At 36.4% G+C, this 382-nt stretch carries 1 protein-coding gene; it reads right to left on the reverse strand.

The window, feature by feature from the left end; genetic code table 11:
- The coding region (locus SB775_RS27725) for a tetratricopeptide repeat protein (RefSeq protein ID WP_410864355.1) at positions 1–382 on the reverse strand (382 nt) is incomplete at both ends.

The raw sequence follows: 382 nt of genomic DNA on the forward strand, positions 1-382 counted from the left end.
TTCCTGCTTTTTGTAATAAAGAGCTGCATTAAGAAATAGATCAGCCACCTCAGACCACAAATTTTTCTCTTTGAGTACATTCATGCTTAAGTCAAAAGATACTGAATCATTTGCATCGTATAGAAAGTATATGAGGTTCAGTTTGGCTTTGTATATTTCTTCATTTACTTTATCAGCATATACAATCGCTTTTGTTCTCCATTCCCGGGCGGACTCCTTTGAACCTAATTTGTATAAAACTCGGCTCAGCATGTACATTGAACGAATGGAGTAAACCGAATCGCAATGTGCGGGTATATTCATTGCTTTGATAAAGCTTTCTTTGGCTTCTTCAAGAAGTTCCTGTCTCTCATAGCATATGCCTAAATTAAAATGACCTAAG

The organism is Peribacillus sp. SIMBA_075 (assembly GCF_046534585.1).